The organism is Chryseobacterium sp. WG14 (genome assembly GCF_024586945.1).
Classification (GTDB): domain Bacteria; phylum Bacteroidota; class Bacteroidia; order Flavobacteriales; family Weeksellaceae; genus Chryseobacterium.
In genome coordinates, this window is the sequence record NZ_JALCZD010000005.1 from 41,810 (window position 1) to 64,859 (window position 23,050).

Below are 23,050 nucleotides of genomic sequence, written 5' to 3' on the forward strand. Positions count from 1 at the left end.
GGTGTAGAAAAGAAAAAGCGAAGACAAATTGCTTTGCTCCGCCTTTATTTATTGTATTACAATTTAATCTCCGGTAATGATATTGTGGAGATTTTGTTTTAATGTTTCCAGATGAGCTTTCTTTTCATCAATAGTATTATAAGTATCTCTTAAAAGAGGATTTTCTCTTGATGGCTTAGTAAAGAAGGCCAGGTTATTTTCAAGTTTAACGATTTCGCCTTCAAGATCTGAAATTTGATTTTTGATCTTTCTTGCCTTGTCGGTAAGCTGGTTTTCAGATAGTCCTTCTTCTTTCAATTCAAGCTCATTGATCTTATTGATTTTTAATTTCTCTCTTAAGGTCTTATTGAATTCAGAATTAATTGAAATTTTATCTCTGGGAACTTTTCCAATATTATTCCATGAAGTTTTGATCTGTTCTATTTTTTCAATACTGCCTTCTTCATCAGTCACCATTTTCAGTTCATCAAGAAGGGCTTTTTTGTTTTTATAGTTTTCCTTCCAGTTGTCGGTAGACGTATTGCTTTTTTCTCTGTAATTATTGAAGAAAGCATTACATGCATCACGGAACTCGTCCCAGATCTTATTGGTCATGCTTTTAGGAACATGGCCCACTTTTTTCCAGTCTTCCTGAAGTTTTTTGAATAACGGAACTACAATATCCCATTCTTCATTATTCATATTGTCTTTGGCTGTCTGAATCAGTTTTAACTTTTCTTCAAGATTAGCCTGTTGAGAACCTTTTAAAGACTTATAATAGTTGTTTTTTGTTGTATTGAAACCTCTCAGTATAGTTTTAAAATCATTCCAGTTCTGATTCGAAAGTTTCCTTGGAACGCTTCCTGTTTTTAAGAACTCGGAACGAAGGTCTTCCACTCTTTTGATAGCGTTTTGCCAATAGTTGTGATTGGGGGTTTCAGCAGGTTCAGACAGTTTCTTGATCTCAGCAATGATCTGATTTTTCTTTTCAAGATTAACATTTTGTTCCTGTTCGATCACTGCGGAAAGTTCAGATTTTCTTTCGTGAATTTTATTGGATATTTCTTTGAATTCTTCCCATGTCTTTTCACGGAATTCTTCTGCTACCGGTTCTGCTTCTTCTTTCCAAAGTTTATGAAGATACTGCAGCTCATTTAAAGCTTTCTGGATTACGGGCTCATTTTCCAGCTCCTTGGCACGGGCAATAATGTGTTGCCTCTTTTCTAAGTTATGGCTGTATTCCTGCTCCAAAAATTCTTTGTTAAGATCCAGCATTTGATAAAACTGGTTCAAATGATGGAAATAATTGTTGTTAAGGATTTTAAACTCAGATTTTGCAACCTGTCCTGCCTTCGTCCATTCTTCCTTGATCTCACGGATGGATTTGAAAAGATTAACTCCCGGTTCAGAATTGGTGTAGAGATTTTTAAGTCTTTCAATAATATTCTGACGGTGTTCAAGATTGTTTTTCTGCTCTTCTTCCTGTCCTTTTTGAAAATCATGGTGCTTTTCTCTGAATATATTAACTAAAGCAGAGAACTTAGCTTGTAAAGGATGTTCGTAACTGAAATTTTCAGAGGCATTTCCACCTTCTGTATATTCATGTTTTTTATCTTCCACTTCATCATGAATGTAATGACTTGCTTTTTCCTTCAGCAGATTGAATCTTTTGAAGTTTTCACCGGCATTGGGAGTGTTGATGATTTTTTCCATTTCCTTCAGAGCGTCTGTCAGGGAAATTTCAACAGCTTCATGGTCCTCCAGGTGCTCAGCATCATCCTCATGGGGAATCACATCATGAGAATCTTTATTTTCTGATGTTTCCTGAGATACTTCGTTCGGATTTTTCTTTTCTTCGTTTTCAGAAAGATTGTTTTCTGTAGTCATAGCAAATCTTTTATGTGAGTGGCGTTAATAATATCCTTTGAATATAGCTATAAAGCCAATTAAAGCACTAATTTATGTTATTTTTTTTGAAAATTCCAAATTTCCCAGGCTTTTTCTGCTTGTTGTTCAAGCATATAATAACCGTTTACTGTTTTCGCTCCTTTTTCTGCGGCATTGATAATAAACTTCGTATAATTCGGATTATATATTAAATCGATTACCAGGTGATCCGAAGAGATTGCCTCGAACGGAAAATTCAGGCAGTCTTCAACATTTGGAAATGTACCCACAGGAGTACATTGAATGATGATTTTGTGTTCCTTAACCGTTTCGTGGCCCAGATTTTCAAAATTAATTTCTGTGTTTCGGGAGATTATTTGGCAAGGAATATTATTTTTATTCAGAATATATTGTACAGCTTTGGCAGCTCCTCCGTTCCCTAAAATTAAAGCTTTATTCTGGGAAGGTTGTTTGTGTAGAAAAAGAGTTTTTTCAAAACCAAAAGCATCTGTATTATAACCTGTTTTTTTTCCGTCCCGAATAAGAACACAGTTCACGGCTCCAATTTTTTCGGCTTCATCACTAAGCTCATCCAGATAGTTGATGATTTTTTCTTTATAGGGAATCGTAACATTGAATCCTAAAAGCTCGGGAGAAGAAAAAAGGTTTTCCACTTCATCAATTTCGTTCAGGTCAAATATGTCATAAGTAAAGCCTTTAAGCATAAGCTTTTGGAACTTATTTTCGAAGAATTTTTTAGAAAAAGAATAGGAAATATTCCGTCCTATCAATCCTAATTTTTTATTGGAATCCATTGATCAAAAATAAAAAAAAGACCGGATAAATCCGGCCTTTGATTTGAAATATTTTTAATATTTATTCTACGATGAATTTAGTAGTAAAATGATCTGTTTTCAAAATGTAATTTCCTTTTATCAATCCTTTAAGATTGATCTTATTTGAATTTTTGAAAGGACTTGAAATCGTTTCAATCAGTTTTCCTGAAAGATCATAAATTTCAGCTTTTGAAATTTTGTTAAGATTTTCTCCTTTTACAAACAGTTCATTATTTCTTACCGGGTTAGGGTAGATGGTAAATTCTGACTTATCTTTTTTGATTTCAGAAGTTGCCAAAGTGTTGAAGCATGTCCAGCTTAAGTCATCTAAAGCAGGTCTGTCAGTTGTAGAGGAGTTTGTAAATTTAATGGTAACATTCCCACTTACATTAATATTGTTTATCGTAGTGGTTGTAGCTGTTGAGCTGTAAGGAATTGCTCCTACGTTAACGTCGTTTACAAAAACATTTATAGTACCAGCATTTCCTGAGAACTTTAACTGAGTTGTTAAGGTTAAGCTTTGGATTCCTCCAGAAACAGTAGAGCTGGTTAAAGTCCCATTTCTTATTGTAATAGCTTTACCATTAATTGTTTGATCAATTCTTGCGTCTGTTGCAGTCCATGTTATACTATTATTAGTCCATACTCTTGTATCGTAGGCTGGAGTCGTAGAAGTTGGAATGTTGGTGAAGTCTTCAGTTCCACAGCTTCCACCTACAGGTCCGTCAAGGGTAGTTGCTGATGCTATATTACTTTGTGTAGAAGCATTTCCGGAAGCATCTTTAGCAATTACATAGAAATTGTATGCTGTAAGCGGAGACAATCCTGTAACAGTTGTAGAGGTGCCGGATACAGTTGTTTTAAGAACTCCGTTGGCATAAATGTCATAGCCTATTACTCCAATATTGTCTGTAGAAGCCGTCCAGTTTAATGCAACAGTGCTTGAGGTAGGATTTGTGGCTGCTAAGTTGGTAGGAATGGTAGGAGCTTCCGTATCAAGAACCGGAGTTCCCCAAACCATATTTACATATTCCGGATGATCAATATATGGGTTTCTATTTCCCTGAAATGTATAGGTAGCATTATTTCTTCTGATTTCAGCTGATGATACAGGGTCTTGTGTATGCCATATGATAAGTTGATTAAGCTCCCAGTTCTGAAGTCCAGGATAAGCAGAGCCGCCCAGCATATTTCCTGTACCAAATCCGGAAAGTTGAGTTTCATATCTTGTTACAAAGTAGAAAATCATTCGGGCTACATCTCCTTTAAACTCGTCAATTGGTTCAAATACTACTCCTGTAAAGCCTGGTGATGCAGAATTTCCTCTTTTAGATCCATTTTGTGAATTATAATTGGCAGTTGCCACTTTTCCAAAAGGTAAATCTCCTCTCTCTCCATTTACTTTTCCGTCTGTAGCTCTTACAAAGTGAGCATCAGATCTCATAGGTAACCCCTGATTAAATAAACTTTGAGGAACGATGTGTTCTCTGTTGTAGCAATGCCCTTCAGGACCACTGGTTCCACTACATTGCGAAGATCCGTAAGGATAGCTATAATTATCTGGACCAATAGGGAATTCAGAGTAAATGTCTAATATAGTTCCATCATTATCATAGTCATAATCACGGTCAGTGGTTTGATATGCGGTCCACAAATCATTATAAGAGAGATTGGAGGCGTGTCCGGTGGTAATGATTTGCTTCAGTGCTGATTTAAGAGGTGCATTTGTTAAACCTGCAGCAGCATTATAATAATTGGCGGGTGGTTGTGCTAGAGCGCTGATGAATACCAGGTTTAATAGCAAAAAAGATAGAATTCGTTTCATTTTTTTTAAATTGGGGCGTAAAGGTATGAAAAAATGAAATCCGAAAAGATTGGTGTTGTTAAATTTACCAGCTTAATATATTAATTTTTAGTAATATATTCTTTGCTGATTTTTGAGAAGAACCATGAAATTGCAATTCCAAACAAGGAAGCGGTAAGGGCTACGATGAAATAATTCTTTCCTACAATTTTCACCGGGAAAGGAAGTACTTCATTAGCTCTGAAAAATTCTGTATAAAGCTGGAAATAACAAAGTGCTGTTCCCGCAATCAATCCGGTGATAACTCCTGAAATAACAATGAGAATTCCGGTGTAGAAATAGGTTCTTCTTAAGTGGCTTAAAGGAAAGCCCAGTGATATCAATGATTTTGCCTGTTCTTTTTTATCAAGCTGCAGGATAATAATAGCTCCGGCAAGATTAAAGGTAGTAATGAAAATAACCAATGCGAAAATTAAATAAATGAACATTTTCTCTGTGTTGATCATCTTCCAGAAAGCTGCATTTTCCTCTTCTTTGGTTTTTATTTCAATATTTTTTCCGAGAACAGAGAGCAGGTTTTGTTTTACTACATCTGCATTCTCAGGATTTTTTAGTTTAATAACAATTTGATATGCAGATTTTTTAGGTAAGCTAAGCAGTTCTTCAGCAAGTTCAATAGGAGAAATAATGTAATTGTCCAGTTGATCTTTTCCCGGAAAAACTCCCGTTACCAGAATGTCTTTTTTATTATAAATGTCTTCTTCCTTAGTGATGATACCCGTTCCCGGTTTCGGCATAAAGACCGTTGCATAATGATTGGATGAATCTACCGGAATGGAAAGCCTGTTATCCAGACTGTTTTCCATTAATACTTCATTAGAATATTTGAAACTTGGGTAAGTTCCGTAGAATACATCTTTATTGATTGGGTTAACCTTTACATAAGCGGAATCAACACCCCTTAAGTAAGCAATATCTCCTTTGCCATTGAAACTGATGTATATTTTTTCTTCAATAACACGGGAAAAGCTGCTGATTTCTTTTTGATTGGCCAGTATTTTATTAACCTTATCCAGGTCTTTGATCGTCTTTCCGGCAGTACTCTGTATAGTGAGATCTGCATGAAGATTGGAAATAAGGTCTTTATTAAGGTCTTCAAGACCTGAAAAAACAGAAATAATGACGAACATTGCAGTTACTGCAACCGTCATAGCCCCTGCCGAAAGCCACGTAATAAACGTAACAGCAGTACTTCCTTTTTTAGCCAAAAGGTATCTGGATGCTATGTAAAATGCAATATTCTTCAAGATCTATAAAACAGGATTGTCGCCTTCGCCTCTTAATTCTCTTTCTAATTTTTCAACATCATCCAGCGCGGTGTCCAGATAAAAGTTAAGCTGTGGGATGATACGTACCTGTTTTGCCATTTTCTGGCCAATGAAGTTTCTGTACTGAGGTTTGTTTTCTTCAATCTCCTTCATGACTGCAGTACGGAATTCCTGTGGGAAAATGCTTAAATAAATTTTAGCAATTCCTAAGTCAGCAGTTACTTTTACGTCTGATACGGATACCAATATGCTTTGCTTACTTTCTGAAGCCTGTTTGCGGAAAAGCTCTGCGAAGTCTTCCTGAATAATCTGTGCTACTTTTCTTTGTCTGTTACTTTCCATAATTTATGCAAATTTAGTACTTTTGTTTGAATTGATACTTTCAAATTCAGCTACAGTATCAAATTTACGATTTAATTATATTTTATTTGTATTTATGAAGCTAGAACATATCGGTATTGCCGTACAATCTTTAGGAATCTCTGACGAGCTTTTTACTAAACTATTAGGAAAGGAATCCTATAAAAAAGAAACTGTGGAAAGGGAGGGTGTCGTTACTTCTTTCTACGAAACAGGAGAAAGTAAAATTGAGCTGCTGGAAGCCAGTAGTCCTGAAAGTCCAATCTCAAAATTCATCGAAAAAAAGGGCGAAGGCATCCATCATCTGGCATTTGGTGTTGAAAATATCCTGGAAGAAGTAAAAAGATTAAAAAAAGAAGGATTTCAATTTATCTCCGAAGAACCGAAAGAAGGTGCTGATAACAAATTAGTTGTATTCCTCCATCCAAAGTCTACAAACGGCGTGCTGGTAGAACTTTGTCAAGAAAAGCAATAAAAAATTTTGTGGTGAAAGAATTTTTACTATTTTTGCAAACACAAAATTTAACCAAGTTTTGAGGTCCTATAGCTCAGTTGGTTAGAGCACCTGACTCATAATCAGGTGGTCCCTGGTTCGAGCCCAGGTGGGACCACAGACAACTGAAAACAGTTAAAACTAACTGAACACAGTTAAACGTAAATCCTTGTATTCATAAGTAATACAAGGGTTTTTTTGTATATTTACTTTTAGGATTGTTCAATTATATTCATAAAATAGTGTCCCCTTTAGTGTCCCTAATGTAAATTAAAGTGTCCCCTAAACGTAAATATTATGAAAATTAACTTTTACCTAAAAGAACCGAACTCAATAAAAGATTCATTAGTTCTAGTTACAATCAGTCTGAATGGAAAAAGACCCAAATTTTCCACCACCTTAAAAATCACTCCTAAATACTGGAATGAAAAAAAACCAGAGAATTAAAGCAAATGCCCCTAATGCATTAAACTTTAATAGAATGCTCAGTACGATAGAATCTAAAATACTGGATTTGTACACAAAGAGTTTTGTAGAGGATGATAAATCGAAAGCAACCAAATTTTTTGATGAGGTTAGAACATTTTTAAATGGAAAGTTTGAGAACTCTGAGACTGATTTGACAGTTGATAAAGCATTTGAAAAGTTTTTAGAATAAAAAAAGGTGTATTTAAACTACAAACCGTGAAGGCTTATGTAACAGTTAGAAATCATTTAAAATCTTATTCTACTACCATTAGCAAAAAAGATTTATTATTTGATGATTTAGATGAGAGGTTTTTTGATGGTTTTAAAACTTACTTACAAATGACCTGTAAGCAGAAAACAAATACAAGGTCTAAACAAATTAAAAGCATAAAGGCTTTTTTAAAATTCATGTATAGTAGAAAGTACCATACCAATAAAATTTTTGAAACCTTAGAAAGAGAGCATGAAAAGGGACAGTTTGTAGATTTTATAGAAAAAGATTTTGAAAAAGTATTTAACCTTGACCTTAGTAATAACGTTCATTTAGATATAACCCGTAGATTGTTCTGTATTAGTTGCCTTACAGGATTAAGACATTCGGACGTTTTGAATATAGACTACAAAAGCATAAAGGAAGGAAAATATCATTTCAAAAACACTAAAAAGAACAGACCTGATATAATTGCAATGTCAAGTAAAGCTGTTTCCTATATTGAGGAATTTAATAAACTTTACGGAGTAGGTAAAGGATATACCAACCAGACTAGCAATAAGCATTTAACAAAAATTCTTATAAAGGCTGAAGTTAGTAGTGATTTCCTTATTAATGAAAAAAATTATAAGGGAGAGCTAGTTTCAATTACAAAGCCAGTATATGAATGGATTACTTTTCACTATGGTAGAAGGTATTTTATTATTGGTTGTTTAAATAGAGGGTTACAGCCTCTTGAAATTATGCAAATTACGGGTCATGAAGATTTTGCTGTTTTTCAAAACTATGTAAAGTTTGCTGATAATGATTCTGTTGATAAACTGAATAAGGTTTGGAATTAATTTTTTGAATTAGCTCCTATTTGTTAAATTAAAAGCTCTCTAAACATTTAAGAGAGCTTTTATCATAAAATAGCTGATGGTTTATTACCTTTTAAGGTTAATTTCAAAGTAAGCTAGAAAATTAGAATTCTAAAAGGGGGGGCATACCTAAACTTGCAAAAAGGTAGGGGGGATGTTATCCATATAGGTAAGCTGACTAAGTAAATCTTATATATCTAATAAATCTAATGTTCCTTTTTCATCTTCAATAATAAAGTTTTCAAGGTCCTTAATTGAATTTTTTATATCTTCATATGTGATGATAAAACTTTTTATAACAGATTGACTTGTAAAAAAGTCGAGTACTTTATCCGTATTAAAATTACTTTGCGAAATACGTACTCCCATATTTCCTTCAAAATCCAATCTAACCTCTTTAAGACTATGAAGATAAGCTACAAAATCTTTATTAATATCAATCATTTCATTAATAGTATTAAAGTAAGTTATAAAATTAGCATTTTCTAAAATCAATGTATTGATATCAGAGGCCGAATAACCAACACTTTTTAGTCTAAAACTATTACCTGTTCTTTGGAAGGCAAAACCAAATGATAAAAGCTTGATTATATACTTTACTTTTTCATTATCATTTTGAATGTCAAACTTGTATGATGATTTTAATTCTGGTATTAAATAATATTTTAAAAAACTTACTTTATCTAATTCAAGACAGAGTTTGTAGAAGCTTGAATTGCCCCCACTGGTAAATAAATTAAATTTTTCAAACTGCTTACTATAAACATTCTGTTTTTGATTGTCATCTAGGGATTTAATTAACATTGCAGTAAAATATTCTTGTAAAGACTTATGTGGATATGTGTATTCCGTTCCGTCAACAATTAAGATTGATAAGGATGTGCTTAAGTCATAAATTATTTTATCCAAATCACCAGTAATATTTATTTTATCAATTATTCTTTTAATAATGGTACTTAAGTGATGATAATCAAAGTTGTATTTTCCTTCAAATAAAGTTAAATAAGATAGCCACAAAAGTATCTTTTCTAACTCATCATTCTTTAACCCAGATTTTCTTTCATGCTGCCACCCTCCTGTTTTTGAAAACGAATCATGTCTTGTACATAAGGTATCAAAAACATTCCAATAGAATTTACTTTGTTGTTTAGGTAATTCAGGATAGTTACTAAAAGTAAAAATGAACATAGATAATAACAACGGGCTTGATAAGTAGTGCTTATAATGTCTGTTTGAAGGCTTTGCTATCTCTTCGATAATTTTAGCAGCAATCTCTTTGTTCTCATGGTTTTCGAATTGTAGATTTATAAACTCTTTAATTTCGGTATTATCTAGGTTGCAAACATTATAATTGTCAAATCTTTGAAATGATTCAATTCCTGCTCCTGGTCTTGCTGTAATAACAAATTTGTTATTACTGTATCTATCTACAAAATTCTCTATCTCATTAGTGATTTTTTGTTTATTGTTAGAAAAAATTTCATCATATCCATCTAATATAAATATGAAGTTACCTTCACTTAATATCTGATTAGTTATTTTATTACTTGGAGATATTTTATTATCGGTAATTATAGCATTTATCAAATCTTCAATAGTACCATCAAATGTATTTAGTTGTCTTAGTTCTACCAAAATTGGTACTGACTTGCAACCTTTTGCATTTGAAATAAATATATGCTTTGTTAACATACTTTTCCCACTACCAGCACTGCCGGTAATGGATATATATCTTTTATCATCAATTAATCCTTGAATATCTTGTATATGTTCTTGGTTTGATTTTATATTAACAGGGAAATAAACGTCATAGAAGGGTATCCTTTGGTCTCTGTAGATAAATGTTTTAATGTTTGAAAACTTGTCATAATAGTTATTGATGTATTTAACAAGTCCATTTTCATATATGAAAGCATATTCCTCACTTAATTCTTTTGCTTTTTTTAAAATAGGTTCTTTAAAAATGTTCATTAATGCAAAGCCTATAGATGTATTCATGTTTTTATAGTTGATGTTATATTTTCTAAAAAATTAATAAGTATGTATTGATTAAGACGTTAACTTTCTAATATGTCAGGTTCTTTTAAAGCTTTAATAAACTTATGTATCTTATTGTAATTGGTAGAATCCATGCTGATTTTTAAGGCCTCATCAGCAATATTAGCTTTTTCTAACATTGGAATTATGTAAGATAGATAGTGTTGAAAATATGAGCTAATATCTTGTTCATTAACTGCTATTTTATACCCACTTTTACCAGCCTTGGATATGATTAGAACTCCCTTGTATCTTAGGTCTCTTATGTTAATCCTAATATTTTCTAAGCTCACATCCAGGTTTAAGACTCTCTTTATTTCATCTTTTAATTCATAGGTTTCTATTAACCTAGTTGGGAATATTCTTGATATGTATACTAAATGATTTACTATAACACTTTTTATTTTATCTATATTTCCCTCTTTAAACCTCTCAATTGTTTCCAAAACACTACTGTATATTGATTTCGATACCTTGAAATTTTCTTCTGCCTCTTCTTGATTGAGAATTGAATTATAAGGAAAAACAAGAGGTTGAAACAATTTCGATTCTAATGTATTAAATAATTCTTCCCAATTAGCATTTCTCTTAGATTCCGAATAAATCATCATTAACGAATTGGAAACTAAATCTGCTAATTGAATTAATTCTTCTTCCTCATCACTTTTTAAATGATAGCTGTTTTCCTGATTGAAAAGATTGGCTTGGAACTGTGGTATATTTGCAACTATATAATTTTTTAAGCTTATTTGAAAGTCATCATTTCCTGTTGAGTCAATAAAGACTTGGAATGATGAAACTTTTCCTGCTAAATCATTTAGAAGAATTCTTTGAAAAAATTTTATAAAGCTGGTTTTAATATCTAGGCCTTTACTGAATAAAGCCTTTTTATCAATGACTAAAGAATATATATGAAAATCTAAGTTCTCACATAAGTATTTTAAAATTTTAATCCTCTTTGAAAGATTTTTACTTATTGCCCTATTGCTTGCTTTAATTATATGTCCATCTAGAAACTGTTGACTAATGTAATTTCTAACTTCTCTAGCTTTTTGTAACTCTGATTCCTTAATAAGAACACAAGCATAAATGAAATGACTTATACCATCGTTTTTTGAAGGTGTTCCAGATTCATCACCAAATACATAATATTTCTCCATCTTCTAAGTTTTCATGTGGTTTCTATCAAAGATACAATAAACAGTGTTAAATTTAAATGTTATCTCCTGATTTCCTATCTAAAAAGTATTTTAACGAATTTATTAATAGATTTTATGCTGGAATGAAGTTTTTTAAATTGCTAAAATGAAGACTCTTCAGAGATTAATTATATTGTGACACGTTTTGTCGTTACTCCCATATACCTTTGTCTAAATGTAAGTTTAGGGCTGGTTGTAATTTTCACAATTCATTGAATTTTTGTAGATTTACGAACCTCTAACAAGCACAATATAAGAGTATTTATGATGAAAAAATTACAGTTTTTGCCTTTGCTGTGTATAAGTATCTATGGATTGGGACAGATTCCAAATTTCCCTACTTCCCAAGCTCCTACCTCTAGTAGTTTAGGTAACTTTTCAAATCCAAATTACGGAGGTACAACAAAGTCTGTTGCTCCCTCTGTTCCTCACGATGGTTTATATAATTCTAGAAGCTCACAGATTCAGCAACAGAATGCAAAAATGATGGAAGAAGACTTTAGAAAGGTGGTTCAGGAAGAGGAACTCAGAAATAAACAGGAGAACTATTACAGACAACAAGCCTTAGAAGATTCTTATTATAACCTGCCTTCATTTTCAGGAAAAGCAGGAACAGAATCTTATTATGATGCTTACAATCAACTGGCCTCACTCAATACTGACAATTACTCTATAAGTGAAGCCAATTTCATTGTGGAGAATGCCTATTATGGGAATAAACAAAATTATAATCAATCCAAATCTGGCATTCAGAAAACAGCAAAACAGCTCTTACAGAAAATGAAAGAGAGAAAGCAGGATACTGAAAGCAATACAGATAAAAACCTGATGATTTTTGAGTACCTATCTAAAGGAATGAAGCTGGGAGGAGTCCAGCACAAAGCTATCAAGTATGATTTTGAGGATTACATGGGTGCAAAGGATTGGAGCAAGATGTTTGTTTCCAAACTTCTTAAAACAGGCTCTGGACAATGCCACTCCATGCCTTTGTATTATTTGATGCTGGCAGAAGAAATGAATGCAGAAGCTCATTTAGCCTTTGCTCCCAACCATACTTATGTCAAGTTTAAAGATGAAGAGGAGGAATGGCAAAATGCAGAGCTTACCAATGGAATATTTACCACAAGCTCTATTATATTGGAATCAGGCTATATAAAATCAGAAGCTTTGCAGAATGATATTTATATGAAGGAGCAAAACAAAAAAGAGCTATTAGCCCAGTTCTATGCAGATTTAGCCAATGGTTATGCCCACAAATACGGAATGGATGAATTTGTAGGAAAGACTTTAGACAAGGCACTGGAATACTCACCCAAAAACATTTATGCAAATCTCCTAAAATCAACTTTTCAACAGGCTAAACTGGAATATGTAGCAGGGCAATTAGGTATTAAAAACCTTGAAAATCCTGAAGAGCTACAAAACATTAGATTTTATCCAAGAGCATTGACTCTATTACAGGAAACAAAAGCCCAATTTAATAATATTGACAATTTAGGTTATGTTTCTATGTCTGAGGGTGCTTATGAAGAGTGGTTAGGAAATATGAAAGGTGAAGCCAACAGGCAGAAAAGTGAAGCTCTTGCTGAAAGAATAAAACAGATTAATGCTGAAAAGCAAAAACAGAAACAACAGGAATCTTTAAGAAAAGTTCAGGAACAAAAGAAAAAAGAATCTCAGCAGTCTAACGAGAAAGCCCAATATTTCCCAATAGACCCAAAACATTTATAGCAATAATGAAAAAATATTTATCTCATAAAACTATATACCTTTTACCTGTGTTGCTTCTATGGCTTGGTACAGGAATGGTTAAGGCACAAAGCAACCAATTTTATAACGATGCTTATCAAACTATTGATAACATGCTTAATGACAAACAGCAATACAGTTTCAAAGAGGCTGTTTTTAGTATAGAAAATGCATACTATCAAGGTAAGTTAGATACAGACAAATTAAATCGAGAAATAGCCTTTCTAAAGAGTTTTGCAAATAATATTGTTCAGAGCAGAGATTTGACCTATAAACAGTCAGACAAGGATAAAGTAAGTAAATATGCAGCAGTCTATTCTATCATGTGCCAGACTTTGCCAATTGCTATTAAAGATACCGTAATCCAGTACAAGCCTTTCAATTATGATTTTAAGGATGTGTTTGGGCATAATGATATTACCAATTTATTTGTATCTAAACTTCTGGCTACAAAAAAAGGAAACTGTAACTCTATGCCTTATCTGTATAAGATATTGGCAGAAGAATTGGGGGTTGAGGCTAATCTGGCATTAGCACCAAACCACGTTTATATCAAACATCAAATTAAATCGGATGGTTGGTATAATACAGAGCTTACAAGTGGCATATTTCCTCAGGATTCATGGCTGATGGCTTCTGGGTATATTCATTTGGATGCTATCAAAAATGGGGTGTTTATGAAAGCTCTGAACAACAAAGAAAGCCTTGCTGTATGTCTATTTGATTTAGCACAGGCATATAATAGAAATTTCCCTGATAATGATGGAGACTTTGTATTAAAAACGATAAACAGAGCATTAGAAATTTATCCCAATTTTGCTAAAGCCTTAATACTGAAAGCTGAAACATACAAAGCACAGTTTGAAAAGCTGATGGATAAACAGAATTTGAGTTCCACTAATCCTGAAAATATAAAAAAGGCTCAACAAGACCCAAAAGCCAAAGAACTCATGGAGCTTATGATAAAGGAATATGGGCATATTTATGACATCGGATATAGACAAATGCCAGAGGAAATGTATTTGGACTGGCTTGTTTCTCTGAGAACTGAGAGAGATAAATATGAGAATAAAAAATTAATGAATAACTTTACAAAATAACAAATGACAATGAAAAGAATTATACTTACTGGCTTTGTACTTCTGGCAGGAATTACACAAGCTCAAGTCAAGAAACCCCAAGCTAAGCCAAAAGCTGAAAAGAAATGGGTAAATCCTGTTAAACTAACTAAAGAAGAGAGAAATAGACCTTATATGGATGAGGTTTTGAAAACCAGAGATACCATTACTCCTGAAGAAGCAGAAAGAAGAAGAAAAAATATTGCTATTGGAAATCCTTTTAAAGACCGTGGCTATTATCCTAAAATTGCTACACTCAGCAAAGGAAAATACTTAGAATTTCACGATATGGATGCTGTAGTTAATATTGGTTCTGTAAAGTACAATAGAAAAACCAAGGAGATAACAGAGTTCAGAGAAATAGATTTGAATGACCCAGATGCTCAACCTTATTTGGATACAGCAGGTAGATGGTTTTCACCTGACCCATTAAGTGAGGAGTTTAGAAGGTGGTCTCCTTATAATTATGCTATGAATAATCCTTTGAGGTTTATTGACCCTGATGGAAGGCAGGCAACAGATATATTTAAATGGGATAACTCAGGAAAGCTTACTAAAGTTGCAGATTCAAATACAGATGTTATTTATGCTGAAAATCAGTTTGAAAAAGATGGGAAAACTTTAAAATCTAATGCTCAGGGTGTTGAGGTCGGGGCAAAAGGGACTGTTGCCTCTAATATGCAGGAAGTCAAATTAGACAATCCCATTACAGATTCCAAAGGTAATGAATCTAGCTTAATGACAACGTTAAAACTGGATGCCTCCAGTAAGGCTACTGAATTAGCAGAATATTTATATAATAATACAAAAATTGAGTTTTCTAATAGTACCTATACAGGAAAAGAAAATGGTTCTACTAAATCAGTTGTTTCAACTTTTGGTTTAAAAGGGTCTTCACCTGTAGACCCAAGATTAAATGGAATGACAAACTTTTCATCTTTTGAAGGTACGTTCATTTTAACCAAACAAGACCATAATCATCCATTAAATACTCTTCCAAGTGGTTACTTTCCATGGGGTAATGTTGGGTCGAATAGAGAAGCTTGGGGAGGAAGGTATGATTATGACAATGCGGTTAATCCAATTTACAGAAATACTATTTTTAGAGTTTACAGAAATGGCTCTTATACAACATTTAATAAAAACGGTACTTATGAAAAATAACTTAATATTATTATTCACATTAATATTTCAATTTAGTATTTCACAAACTCCTTGTGTAACAAATAAATACAATTTTAATAATGTTGTTGATGCATTTATTTATGCAAATAATGATGAAAAGTTTAAGCCTGATTTATCATTAATTCATGTGTCAAGTCTTTATTACGAAAACAAAGGGTATATGATTACTATAACAAGGGATAATATTAAATCTATAATGGTAAATCCTAACTCTAAGAATTTAGACTTTTTTAAGTACAAGAATTTTGATTTATTACTACAAGGTAAGACAACCAAAGACATTAGGTTTTTAAAAAAGATTATTTCAAACAAGGTGCCATCAAATAGCTCAAAGGTGGAATTTATAAAGCCTTATGATAATGTTTCTTATGATCCTTATCAATGGTTTCTCCTTTTTGATAAAAGCATGAATCTGATTAATTATACATTACCAGAAGAAGAAGAAAAAATTAATGAGGTTTTTAAAAAATTTAACATTGTGCCACATAAAGTATCAGTTGATTTACAAAACTAAATAGTAACAAAAGTGTAAACTGTAACTAGGTTCCTTACCTTAATATTTATAACATTGCTTTGTTATAACTGTTATTCCAAAAAAAACAAGCAAATGTAATAGATGTCAGTTGAATAGTAGATAATTACATTTTATATTATGAAGCAAAGAGTACTAAATTTAATTCGGAAGACAAGTACTTATTATTAGGTTTGAGTAATAAAGATGAAACTCTAAAAAGTGTTGATATTTTAGATAATTGTTATACTTGTCCTGGTATTATAGAGCCTACGGATACAGTAGTTTTATATAAGAAATATAAAATAGTTATAAGAACTGATACAAAACAAAATAAAGAACTTCTGTTAAAGAACTTTAAAAAGTGCTTCTAAAGCAACAAAGTTTCTAGTACAGCCCTATCAAGAAAATGCAATGTATCATTACTCAAGACATTGGAGTTTTGAATATACAAAGATTTGAAAATTGTGTTTTTTTGCAATTCAATATTAGAAGAGTTACAAGAGACAAAAAACATGTTGAAATTGCCTAGTCCTATTGAAGACTGTAATCCTATTAAAAAATAATGGTTTTTATTTACAAGAGATTATATAAGATTTTCACAGTTAGAAATGAGTCAACCTATTTTAGGACGACTCAGGCTAGTATATTTTCTTGATTTTCTTTAGTTGCCCATCCTGACCGATACATCATCCATAAAAAAGAAGGTTTAATTCAAGTCATTCTTTCCTTTTTAAAAGGAGGTGATACTAAATTTTGTTTATCTATCGCAGATTGAGCAATATTTTTATTGAATGCTTGATAAACTGTAATAGTATCATTATCAAATATAGCTCTTATTATCTTTTCGTTCACCGTGCAATAAATATTTTTAATGTCTTAGTTTGGAATATTTTTACCAAAATTACGTATTTTTCCTTTTACAATAAGATAATTATATGAATAAACTCAATAACGCTTTAACTAGATTAATTGAAATTTCTATGGCCTTAGGATTAAATGATACTGATTTAAATAATGCTAGAGAATATTTAATACATAATGAATATGGTTTATGCTTTGATACTTTAATAACGCAGTTGTACGAATATGATATTGAAATCAGTATTGAATTTTATGAATTAATAGGGAGGATAGGAGAATTGTTAAATTTGGAAGAAAGTTTCTATTCTTTTATGAAAGAACTAATAAGGGATGGAAGTACTATTCCTAAGACTGTAAAAGATGAACTGGCTATAATTATAACCAATTTGAAAAAGTAAAAAAGAGGCTATCTCAAAAGTGAGATAGCCTCTTTTTACTATATTTGAGGGTATGTAAGAAATTATAGGCCTTGGAATGTCGTGAAAGTGTGATTGTATAGAGAAGTGTGTCTCTAAAAAATCTGAAATCTTTTTCGATAGCCTTTATTTTCGTGTAATCCCACTTGTCCCCCCCCAACAGATACTGAGGGGAGTCATCCAACCAATAAGTATAGAGAAAAGTTGCAGGTATTGATACAATCAAAATGATGGCTAATATACTATTGTTCCTGGTACTTTATCTAACTCAAAAATCAAAAACAATGGTTACAATTATCAACTAAAAAAAAGAGAAAAAGAAGGCGGTACTGCATTCTATATTTTAGAAGCTTAGGAAGGTATTGAAATGGGTATGAGCCAAGCTACAAATCAGTTGTTCTACAAAGCCCGGAAGGCAACCGTTTTGTAATATCTGAATAAATAATCATAAACAATCATTTCAAACAGGCGTTGGTTGGAAATAAACATTCTGTTGATATTCATATGAAAAATACTTTGAAAGAATGTTTGCAATGAGGATTCTAAAGATTGACTTTCATGATGGTTGAGGATCGTTTGTAATACAGAAGCACTTTCACTAATGGTGGAAATTATGGTACTTCTTTCCTCTGAAAATTCTTCAGACTGGATAAAATCTAAGAATAGGGGATTAAATTCCCGGTATTTCTTATCCAGCTGGCTGTTAAGTTTTTTATCGGCTTTAAATTCCTTTTTAAATACTTCATTGAAATCTTTTATCCATTTCAGTTTTTCCTGGATCGGAAGGTTGAGCTGATGTAAGAGTTCATCAATATAAAAGAGACTGATCATAAGCTTTTCCTCATCGCTGTAATGAAGACATTCTAACGTAAACTCACTGTTTTTCCAGAATAAGGTTTCAGCTTCTTCTATCGTATTGCTGCCATACCTTTCCATTTCCCGGTGATAAATATCGATAAGGATATTTGAAATTTCTCCGCTGTTAATATATTCAGTGAGAGCATTATTGATTTTTTGGAGAACTTCAGTATAATTTTCAGCTTGAGTAAGCTTTAATCTGAGCCTCAGATGCGGCTGTGGATCATTATAACGGATAAAAAACCATTGTAAAATTAAATTATTTTCTTTGAAGCAGGCCATGAGCGGTTCAATGGATTCCTCCAAAATAATGTCTGCTGTTTTTATTCCCGTATATATTTTAAAATACAGCCATTCACTTCCGGGAACAAACTTTCTTTTTACCATCATCCCTTATCTTACATGTTTTTTATCTTTGCTCTTAACTCTTAACTCTTAACTCTTAACTCTTAACTCTTGGCTCTCACCCTCCCTATACATTGAAAATATAAACTGGTGCATAAAGTCAGTATTCTCGTTATACAGGAACTCCTCAATAACGATTGATTTTAATTTTTTAACGGTATCAATAAAAACTATCACCAGATCATAATTATCAAGATTAATAGTAAGCTTATTATCAGACTGGACCCATTGAATCCACTGGGGTATTTGCCTTTTATTTCTCCAGGATTTTATGCCGGATAATAATTGTTCTTTATTTCCTGTTTCATAGCTGCTCAATATTGAAAGCTGAATAAGCTCTTTTTCGGTAATTTTCCACCAGGCTTTTGAGAGAATTGAATTTTTATATTCCACCCTCGGTAAAAACTGATAGATACTTTTTAAATCTCCCCAGTTAAAACTAATGGAAGATCTTATATTTTGACGATTAAGATCACATAAAAAATGATAAACCGGCAATGGATTGGCGGAATAATTATGTGAATTGGTCAGGTATGGTTTAATTTCTCTGTTCAGTTTTTTGGAGCGCAAAACAATTCTATTATTCTTCAGGGAAATGTATAAATCATCAACACTTATCTGATTTTCTTCCGGCAAAACGGATTGTGCCAGGAAAGGGATTTCATAAGGGCGCAGTGTAGGCCTTCGGATTACATTTCCTATTCTTGCTTCGGGAAGATGGATAATTTCTGCCGAGATATAACCGGCATTAAGCTCCTGTTCTTTTTGTGCAATGCATTTTGTTAAATTTTGAACTTCAGATTTCTCAGAACAAAACCTTGCCAGAAGATTGGCTGCGCTGCCTCCGCCTCCGCTGCTTAGGGAGAGCTTTTCCTGATTGTTTTCAGAGATAATTTCTGTGACAAAAGAAATTGTATCCGGCAGATCATTCCAGTTTTCCTCAAATTCTTCGAAATCCTTATCAGACAGATTAATTTTGTATTGATTGTTGAGCAAGGCTTCCTGTACTTTTTCATTTAGAATTTGCTGAAGAGGATCCAGTCCAATTCTAAGGGTTGAGTGATGATGAGACGAAGAATAATCCAGGTTTTCAATATAAGGATGTAATCCCTTTGTAGCAATATCCTGCCTGTAACCGATTCCAATCTCTGTATCTAATACATAGGCCAATGGCATTTCCTGCTTTTCAAACCTTTCATGAAATGCTTTTTTAAATCTCTCCAGGTGGTTGTCCTTTTGGGGGAACTTAATTTTATTTAAAAAACTAACCGCTTCTTTTAATTCCTTTTTCCAGTATGGAGGTAAAATAAATTTTTCTTTGAAATAAAGGTCGGTCTGAAACAGGTATTTCTGATCATATTCTGTATTGAATAATGTAATTAAATCCTCAATTTCAGCATATAAAGAAACAGGGTTTCCGATAGTGGTATCTATGATATCCAGTTTGGCTTGTATAGAACTCAGAATTTCAGCTTCATTACTGATGCCTGTTTTTTGTAAAGTTCCGATGATGATATCTAAGAAATCTTTTCCGGATACATTAGGTTCCAATTCACTTACCAGAACCTGATTGTCAATTAATTCATTGATGAATTCCGTAGCTTCTTCCGATGTGATTTCTTCATTGATCAGAATGTCTGAAAGCTGCTGTATTGTTTTACCTTTTTTTGCACAATCTAATACATCCTGTAATTCATCAGAAAGCTGAGCTGATGAGATGATATACTCTCTTTTTCCGTGGGTATATTCGTATTCAACATAGCGGATTCTATTCCTGACTGTATAAATGCTGTTGTTAGGATAAAATAATAACTTATTTCTTATCTCCGGAGCTTTTACCAAATGACTGGAAAGGCCAACCAGAAAGTGCATGTCCAGCTGAGTTTCCCTCACAAGATGCTCACTTGTGAACTGATCTTTCCCATAAAACGGGTTGGGGCCTGTACCGAATTGTCCTACACCCACTTCTGTAAACAAACCAAAAGGAATAGAACGGGTGCTCATCCGGCTGTAATATTTTAGAAAACTGTTTTCCAGCTTCTGATTTTCTTTCTGTGATTTATGCTGATTGAAGCTGAGCCAGTCATTCAGTTTTTTATGAAGATAGGGAGAGGCCAGATAAATGGCTTCCTGAAAAACAGGATCCGCATAGATTGATTTCAATGCATTCTTTTGAATTTCATCATTGCCTGCCATTTCAAGGAATTGCTTCCGTGAAAATAAGGGCGTACGAAAAACATACTCATCAAAAAAATGGTAAGGAAAACGAGACATCTACTTCTTATTATCTTTTTGAGGCTGGTAATCAGGATGTCCCAGTTGCCAGAATGCAAACGCAAAGATATCCGAGAGGTTAGAATATCGCTGGGCTACCGGAATATTTGCGCCATGGCCTCCTTCATAATCTATATTTAATAAAACAGGTCTTTTTGAAGTACTGCTTGCTAATAATTTAGATGCGAATTTTGTAGATTGCCACGGTGACACTCTTGGATCATTAATTCCGGCACAAAGTAAAACAGCAGGGTATTTTTTACCTTTTTTAATATGTTCATAAGAGTCCATTTCTAATAGTCCTTTAAACTCAGTCGGATCACTTGGGTTTCCATATTCTTTGATGCTGGTTGCCTGAATTCCATTGTTCTCGAACCGGATCGTATTTAATACTCCGGATTCTATTATGGCAGCCTTAAACAGCTCTGGTCTTTCGGTCATGGCTCTTCCTATTGCAATGCCTCCTGCACTGGCTCCCCAGATTGCCAATTTTTCCGGTGACGTGAATTTCTGATCAATAAGATATTCCGCACTGGCAATCAGATCTTTCCAGGTATTGGGTTTTTTATCTTTCTGTCCGTCAGTATGCCATTGTGCTCCTTTTTCTCCACCTCCTCTTACATGGGGAATAGCAACAATACCTCCCTGATTGACCCACAATAAGTAACTCTTAGCAAAAAAGGGTCTTGAAGACTCTCCAAAAGCTCCATAGCAATCTATAAGCAATGGATTTTTGCCGTTCTTCCTAGTGTTTTTGTTATAAATTAAGGATAAGGGAACCTCCGTTCCATCATAGGATTTTATAGAAAGTTCCTCTACAGTAATATCTTTAAATTCCGGGAAATCTATGTTAGGAACAAGATTTTCCTGAGTGAAAGTGTTGGTAGATAGGGTATACTTAAAGCGCTCTTCTTCATTAGCCCATCCCGAACAATTGATCCATATATCAGAAAAATTCTTTCCTTTGGATTGTAGATCTATGCTGCCGGAAACATAGGGTAATTTGATGGCAATATCTTTTCCATTTTGATATAAATATAATTTAGCTTCCACCCCATTTTTGGTGGTCACATAATAAATACCATCTTTTGTAATAGTGTACTGCTTTATGACTTCATCTTTTTTTTCAGGAACCAGTATTTCAGGGTTTTTAAAATCCCTGGTGGTCATATTGGTTTTACACAACTTATAATTGGATGAGTTATATCCTGATAAAAAATAAATGTCATTTCCTGCTAGTCTTATTGAAAATGCTTTACTTTCTTTATCATACAAAGGTTTCCAATTATTTTTTCCCTGTAATAATTCTTTCTTTTCAATAAAAAATGTTTTCCTGAAATTCTCTGCATCTACCAAAATTCCTATGTAATGCTGATCTTCACGGTTGAAAGAAAGGATGGCAGGATAATCTGTGCTGCTGATTTTCAGATCAGGATTATGGGTACTTGAAAATACATCATTAAGCTTTTTAGGATCTTCGCCAATTCTATAAAGTATAGCCTGGGTATTTTTTCTGAAATCTTTAGACTGCAGATCTACCACCGGATAATAGGTATAGAAGAAGCCACTGTTATCATCAAGCCATTTTATTCCTCCAATGCTGGCAGGATTTGTATTAGTGATGGTTTGTGGATAAATAGTTTTTTTATCCACATCCATCACAATTACTTCAGATAATTCTTTACCTCCCTGGGTTAAAGAAATGGCCACTTTACTTCCATCCCAACTGGGACTTGCAAGATTGATGACAAAATTGCCCGTCTTGGGAGTGCCTGTCGTTTTCCTGGAGGAAACAAAATTGGCGGGGTCATAAAGTAAATTTTCTTGCCCGTTAAATCCATTTCTGTAATAAACCTTAGCGGTTTTTTCTCCAACATTTCTTTTTAAATAAAAATATTTATCATTTTCCGTTACTTTTAAATCATATAAGGAATATCCTTCTCTCTTATCAAACTCTAACCTTTTATTTAGATAATAATTTCTATTAGGAATAGAGCTTAATACTGAAGCTGTAAAATCTGACTGGGATTTCATCCAGCCAATTACTTTAGGATCCTGTAAATTTTCTAAATTCCTGTATTCATCTATTATTTTTGTGCCAAAATAATTGTCTGTAGCAGGAACAGACGGAGCCAGATTACTTAATTGTGCTTTGAAAGATGTTGTTAAAAGAAGGGAAGTGAGAAATATTTTATATTGCATAAGAAA

19 protein-coding genes, 1 tRNA gene and 1 pseudogene are annotated in these 23,050 nt (G+C 33.1%); 10 read left to right on the forward strand and 11 right to left on the reverse strand.

Going from position 1 to position 23,050, the window contains the following annotated elements; genetic code table 11:
• Positions 1–63: 63 nt before the first annotated feature.
• The 5 genes from MP478_RS10175 to rbfA all read right to left on the reverse strand — a co-directional run bounded on the left by MP478_RS10175 (position 64) and on the right by rbfA (position 6,176).
• Positions 64–1,866, reverse strand: a complete 1,803-nt coding sequence (locus MP478_RS10175; protein ID WP_257200397.1) for a DUF349 domain-containing protein — start codon at positions 1,864–1,866, stop codon at positions 64–66.
• A 77-nt stretch (positions 1,867–1,943) separates the two neighbouring features.
• Positions 1,944–2,681, reverse strand: coding sequence for a shikimate dehydrogenase (locus tag MP478_RS10180; RefSeq protein ID WP_257200398.1), 738 nt, complete (start codon positions 2,679–2,681; stop codon positions 1,944–1,946).
• A gap of 61 nt (positions 2,682–2,742) precedes the next feature.
• Positions 2,743–4,527, reverse strand: coding sequence for an endonuclease (locus MP478_RS10185; protein ID WP_257200399.1), 1,785 nt, complete (start codon positions 4,525–4,527; stop codon positions 2,743–2,745).
• A gap of 80 nt (positions 4,528–4,607) precedes the next feature.
• A complete protein-coding gene (locus MP478_RS10190; protein WP_257200400.1) occupies positions 4,608–5,813 on the reverse strand; it encodes an ABC transporter permease in 1,206 nt (401 codons plus the stop codon).
• Positions 5,814–5,816: 3 nt separating this feature from the next.
• A complete protein-coding gene (gene rbfA / locus MP478_RS10195; protein WP_027373534.1) occupies positions 5,817–6,176 on the reverse strand; it encodes a 30S ribosome-binding factor RbfA in 360 nt (119 codons plus the stop codon).
• 94 nt (positions 6,177–6,270) lie between these two features.
• Between rbfA and mce the strand changes: the two genes are divergently transcribed.
• From mce to MP478_RS10215, 5 genes are all read left to right on the forward strand, one after another.
• Positions 6,271–6,669 (forward strand): methylmalonyl-CoA epimerase, encoded by a 399-nt coding sequence (mce, locus tag MP478_RS10200; protein ID WP_257200401.1) that lies wholly within the window; start codon positions 6,271–6,273, stop codon positions 6,667–6,669.
• A gap of 62 nt (positions 6,670–6,731) precedes the next feature.
• Positions 6,732–6,805, forward strand: a tRNA-Ile gene (locus MP478_RS10205).
• A gap of 179 nt (positions 6,806–6,984) precedes the next feature.
• Positions 6,985–7,134, forward strand: a complete 150-nt coding sequence (locus MP478_RS22585; RefSeq protein ID WP_373691696.1) for a hypothetical protein — start codon at positions 6,985–6,987, stop codon at positions 7,132–7,134.
• The gene (locus MP478_RS10210; protein ID WP_257200402.1) at positions 7,112–7,345 is read left to right on the forward strand and encodes a hypothetical protein; all 234 of its coding nucleotides are present in this window, start codon (positions 7,112–7,114) and stop codon (positions 7,343–7,345) included. The genes MP478_RS22585 and MP478_RS10210 overlap by 23 nt, the downstream gene beginning before the upstream one ends.
• A gap of 26 nt (positions 7,346–7,371) precedes the next feature.
• Positions 7,372–8,208: a site-specific integrase gene (locus MP478_RS10215; protein WP_257200403.1), complete on the forward strand. Its 837-nt coding sequence runs from the start codon at positions 7,372–7,374 to the stop codon at positions 8,206–8,208.
• A gap of 207 nt (positions 8,209–8,415) precedes the next feature.
• Here the strand turns inward: MP478_RS10215 and MP478_RS10220 are convergent, their stop codons facing one another.
• Together MP478_RS10220 and MP478_RS10225 are read right to left on the reverse strand one after the other, a co-directional pair.
• The gene (locus MP478_RS10220; protein ID WP_257200404.1) at positions 8,416–10,224 is read right to left on the reverse strand and encodes an NACHT domain-containing NTPase; all 1,809 of its coding nucleotides are present in this window, start codon (positions 10,222–10,224) and stop codon (positions 8,416–8,418) included.
• A 59-nt stretch (positions 10,225–10,283) separates the two neighbouring features.
• Positions 10,284–11,423 (reverse strand): DUF3800 domain-containing protein, encoded by a 1,140-nt coding sequence (locus MP478_RS10225; protein ID WP_257200405.1) that lies wholly within the window; start codon positions 11,421–11,423, stop codon positions 10,284–10,286.
• A gap of 303 nt (positions 11,424–11,726) precedes the next feature.
• On the opposite strand from MP478_RS10225, the gene MP478_RS10230 reads away from it, so the two are divergent.
• Genes MP478_RS10230 through MP478_RS10245 form a run of 4 tightly spaced genes read left to right on the forward strand, consistent with a single transcriptional unit; the run spans position 11,727 to position 16,028 of the window.
• On the forward strand, positions 11,727–13,193 hold the full coding sequence (locus tag MP478_RS10230) for a hypothetical protein (protein ID WP_257200406.1): 1,467 nt from the start codon (positions 11,727–11,729) through the stop codon (positions 13,191–13,193).
• Positions 13,194–13,198: 5 nt separating this feature from the next.
• Positions 13,199–14,311: a hypothetical protein gene (locus MP478_RS10235; RefSeq protein WP_257200407.1), complete on the forward strand. Its 1,113-nt coding sequence runs from the start codon at positions 13,199–13,201 to the stop codon at positions 14,309–14,311.
• 9 nt (positions 14,312–14,320) lie between these two features.
• Positions 14,321–15,493 (forward strand): RHS repeat-associated core domain-containing protein, encoded by a 1,173-nt coding sequence (locus MP478_RS10240; protein WP_257200408.1) that lies wholly within the window; start codon positions 14,321–14,323, stop codon positions 15,491–15,493.
• Positions 15,483–16,028, forward strand: a complete 546-nt coding sequence (locus tag MP478_RS10245) for a hypothetical protein (RefSeq protein WP_257200409.1) — start codon at positions 15,483–15,485, stop codon at positions 16,026–16,028. Before MP478_RS10240 ends, MP478_RS10245 begins: the two co-directional genes overlap by 11 nt.
• Positions 16,029–16,661: 633 nt before the next feature.
• Here the strand turns inward: MP478_RS10245 and MP478_RS10250 are convergent.
• Positions 16,662–16,880: pseudogene (locus MP478_RS10250) on the reverse strand (DUF4291 family protein).
• A gap of 83 nt (positions 16,881–16,963) precedes the next feature.
• Between MP478_RS10250 and MP478_RS10255 the strand changes: the two are divergent.
• Positions 16,964–17,287 carry a MafI family immunity protein gene (locus MP478_RS10255; protein ID WP_257200410.1) on the forward strand — a complete coding sequence of 108 codons (324 nt, stop codon included), beginning with the start codon at positions 16,964–16,966 and terminating at the stop codon, positions 17,285–17,287.
• A 417-nt stretch (positions 17,288–17,704) separates the two neighbouring features.
• Here MP478_RS10255 and MP478_RS10260 read toward each other — a convergent pair whose 3' ends face one another.
• From MP478_RS10260 to MP478_RS10270, 3 genes are read right to left on the reverse strand one after another with little or no spacing between them, the layout of a single operon-like run.
• Positions 17,705–18,553, reverse strand: coding sequence for a thiopeptide-type bacteriocin biosynthesis protein (locus MP478_RS10260; RefSeq protein ID WP_257200411.1), 849 nt, complete (start codon positions 18,551–18,553; stop codon positions 17,705–17,707).
• 45 nt (positions 18,554–18,598) lie between these two features.
• The gene (locus MP478_RS10265) at positions 18,599–20,842 is read right to left on the reverse strand and encodes a lantibiotic dehydratase family protein (RefSeq protein ID WP_257200412.1); all 2,244 of its coding nucleotides are present in this window, start codon (positions 20,840–20,842) and stop codon (positions 18,599–18,601) included.
• On the reverse strand, positions 20,843–23,044 hold the full coding sequence (locus tag MP478_RS10270; RefSeq protein ID WP_257200413.1) for a prolyl oligopeptidase family serine peptidase: 2,202 nt from the start codon (positions 23,042–23,044) through the stop codon (positions 20,843–20,845).
• Positions 23,045–23,050: the final 6 nt, after the last annotated feature.

Coding starts and splice junctions, on each gene's coding strand:
- MP478_RS10175 (WP_257200397.1), bottom strand. CDS start 1,866: ATGACTACAGAAAACAATCTTTCTGAAAACGAAGAAAAGAAAAATCCG.
- MP478_RS10180 (WP_257200398.1), bottom strand. CDS start 2,681: ATGGATTCCAATAAAAAATTAGGATTGATAGGACGGAATATTTCCTAT.
- MP478_RS10185 (WP_257200399.1), bottom strand. CDS start 4,527: ATGAAACGAATTCTATCTTTTTTGCTATTAAACCTGGTATTCATCAGC.
- rbfA (WP_027373534.1), bottom strand. CDS start 6,176: ATGGAAAGTAACAGACAAAGAAAAGTAGCACAGATTATTCAGGAAGAC.
- mce (WP_257200401.1), top strand. CDS start 6,271: ATGAAGCTAGAACATATCGGTATTGCCGTACAATCTTTAGGAATCTCT.
- MP478_RS22585 (WP_373691696.1), top strand. CDS start 6,985: ATGAAAATTAACTTTTACCTAAAAGAACCGAACTCAATAAAAGATTCA.
- MP478_RS10210 (WP_257200402.1), top strand. CDS start 7,112: ATGAAAAAAAACCAGAGAATTAAAGCAAATGCCCCTAATGCATTAAAC.
- MP478_RS10220 (WP_257200404.1), bottom strand. CDS start 10,224: ATGAATACATCTATAGGCTTTGCATTAATGAACATTTTTAAAGAACCT.
- MP478_RS10225 (WP_257200405.1), bottom strand. CDS start 11,423: ATGGAGAAATATTATGTATTTGGTGATGAATCTGGAACACCTTCAAAA.
- MP478_RS10230 (WP_257200406.1), top strand. CDS start 11,727: ATGATGAAAAAATTACAGTTTTTGCCTTTGCTGTGTATAAGTATCTAT.
- MP478_RS10235 (WP_257200407.1), top strand. CDS start 13,199: ATGAAAAAATATTTATCTCATAAAACTATATACCTTTTACCTGTGTTG.
- MP478_RS10240 (WP_257200408.1), top strand. CDS start 14,321: ATGAAAAGAATTATACTTACTGGCTTTGTACTTCTGGCAGGAATTACA.
- MP478_RS10245 (WP_257200409.1), top strand. CDS start 15,483: ATGAAAAATAACTTAATATTATTATTCACATTAATATTTCAATTTAGT.
- MP478_RS10255 (WP_257200410.1), top strand. CDS start 16,964: ATGAATAAACTCAATAACGCTTTAACTAGATTAATTGAAATTTCTATG.
- MP478_RS10260 (WP_257200411.1), bottom strand. CDS start 18,553: ATGATGGTAAAAAGAAAGTTTGTTCCCGGAAGTGAATGGCTGTATTTT.
- MP478_RS10265 (WP_257200412.1), bottom strand. CDS start 20,842: ATGTCTCGTTTTCCTTACCATTTTTTTGATGAGTATGTTTTTCGTACG.
- MP478_RS10270 (WP_257200413.1), bottom strand. CDS start 23,044: ATGCAATATAAAATATTTCTCACTTCCCTTCTTTTAACAACATCTTTC.